The organism is Streptomyces sp. C (assembly GCF_000158895.1).
Classification (GTDB): Bacteria; Actinomycetota; Actinomycetes; order Streptomycetales; family Streptomycetaceae; genus Streptomyces; species Streptomyces racemochromogenes.
Window position 1 is genome coordinate 7,133,891 of record NZ_GG657750.1, and the last position, 2,024, is coordinate 7,135,914.

Below are 2,024 nucleotides of genomic sequence, written 5' to 3' on the forward strand. Positions count from 1 at the left end.
CGGCCTACGGGGCCGACGTCCTGCCCGTCCCGGTGGAACACTTGCTGGCCGCTGCTGAACGAGATCCACGACCGCCTCGGCTACCACCCGGTCAGCAACCTCACCCGCACCCACACCGGCCACCCCTTCGGGTCCGAGGGCTACAAGACCATCGCCTACGAGATCCACGCCGACCTTGGCGTCCCCGCCGCCGTGTTCACCCCCGTCGGCTACGGGGAGCTCCTCCACGGCATCTGGAAGGGCTTCGCGGAACTGCGCCGCCTCGGCGTCACGGACACCGTCCCCCGCATGTTCGGCTGCGAACCGGCCGCCGGCGGACCCCTCGCCCACGCCGTCCGCACCGGCGTCCCGGCCGCCGTCGTACCGGTCGGACCGACCGACGCGTACGCCATCGACTGCGCGGCCGGCAGCCACCGGGCGGTGCGCGCGGTCCTCGACAGCGGCGGGTCGGCGCTGCTGCTCACCGACGCCGAACTGGCCCGCGCGCAGGCCCGGCTCGCCTCCCAGGGGGTCTGGGCGGAGCTGTCCGCGGCGGCCGGACTCGCCGGGCTCCAGCAGCGCACCGCCGCCGGCGAACGCTTCGACGGCCCGGTGGTGTGCGTGTCCACCTCCAGCGGGTTCAAGGGGCTCGGCGTGGGCGCGCGGCCCCTGGCTCCCGTCGAGCCCACCTGGGAGGCCGTCTCCCGGATCCTGCGCCGCTGAACCCCCTCCGTACGGGGGCCGGGGAGGGGATCCCCCGCGCGTCACACCCCCGCCCGCCGGGGCGGTGGTTGACTGGCCGCATGCCGCTCGACTCCTACGGGGTGCTGTCGGGAACGCTGCACCGACACTTCCGCGACACGCCGGACACCCAGGGGCACTGGTTCCACGTCAACCTGGAGGTGGACGCGCCCGCCGGCCGGTACCGGTGCGCGGTCGACGTGGACAGCAAACAGTCCACCACCGGCGTCCAGTGGAAGGTGCTCACCCTGGCCGCCTCCGTGCTCGACCCGGTGCCCTCCCTGGACCCCGGCTACCACGAGCTGTCGACGAGCTCCGGCTCCGGCGCCCTCGACTACCAGCGGCACCCGGCCCTGCGGCACCGGCCCGGCTGCGCCTTCCCCGTCCGCCCGCCCGCCTGGCTCCGGGACCTGATGGACCGGCTGAACCCGCCCCGTCCCTGGATCTCCGGCTCCAACCTCGACGCGGCGCGGGCGCTGGAACCCATCCTGCTGCCCGGCCGGGAGATCATGGTCTTCGGGGAGCCCTTCGACCACGGCCTCGGCATGCACAACATCCACCAGAACCAGGGCGACCCGTACGGCAGCCAGTGGTGGGACGACAACGGCACCTGGCAGGACGGCGCCACCCTCACCCGCCGGCCCGACGGCCGGTACGACGTCTTCCTCAACAGGTTCTCCAGCCAGGCCGAACACACCGGCCCCGACGGACACCCCGTCTAGCCGTGCCGGAGGACCGCTTCGACACCTGGGCCGCCGCAGACGGCTACGAGCGCTACATGGGCCGGTGGAGCCGGCGGGCGGCCGAGGTATTCGCGGCCTCCCTCGGCGTCGGCCCCGGCGCCCGGTGGATCGACGCCGGGTGCGGTACGGGTGCTCTGGCCGGGGCGGTGGCGGCCCGCTGCCGGCCGGGGCTGGTGCTGGGCGTGGACCGGTCCGCCGCCTTCGTGGCGGCCGCCCGGGCCGCCACCGCACCGGCCGGGACCCCGGGGCCGGTCTTCGCGGTGGCCGACGCGCAGGCGCTGCCGGTGCGCGACGGGGCGTTCGACGCCGCGGTCAGCGCCCTCGCGCTGAACTTTCCTGCCCGCCCCCGGCGCGGCGGTCGCGGAGGCGGCCCGGGCGGTGCGGCCGGGCGGGCTGGTCGCCGCGTACGTCTGGGACTACGCCGGCGGCATGGGGTTCCTGGGGCACTTCTGGGGACGCGGCCGTCGCCCTGGACCCGTCGGCGGCCGCGCTGGACGAGCGCCGCTGCTTCCCCTGTGCCGGCCCGGAGCCGCTGCGGACGCTGTGGGCGGGGGCCGGGCT

2 protein-coding genes and 1 pseudogene are annotated in these 2,024 nt (G+C 75.9%); all 3 read left to right on the plus strand.

The genetic code is table 11. The annotated features are described in order from the left end of the window. Window positions 1–702 (plus strand): annotated as a pseudogene (locus SSNG_RS31890) (pyridoxal-phosphate dependent enzyme); the annotation flags it as partial. A gap of 80 nt (window positions 703–782) precedes the next feature. Continuing rightward, window positions 783–1,442, plus strand: a complete 660-nt coding sequence (locus SSNG_RS31895) for a DUF2278 family protein (RefSeq protein WP_007268064.1) — start codon at window positions 783–785, stop codon at window positions 1,440–1,442. Between the two features lie 56 nt (window positions 1,443–1,498). Further along, a partial coding sequence (locus SSNG_RS44310; RefSeq protein ID WP_241695277.1) for a methyltransferase domain-containing protein occupies window positions 1,499–2,024 on the plus strand: 526 nt, incomplete at its 3' end.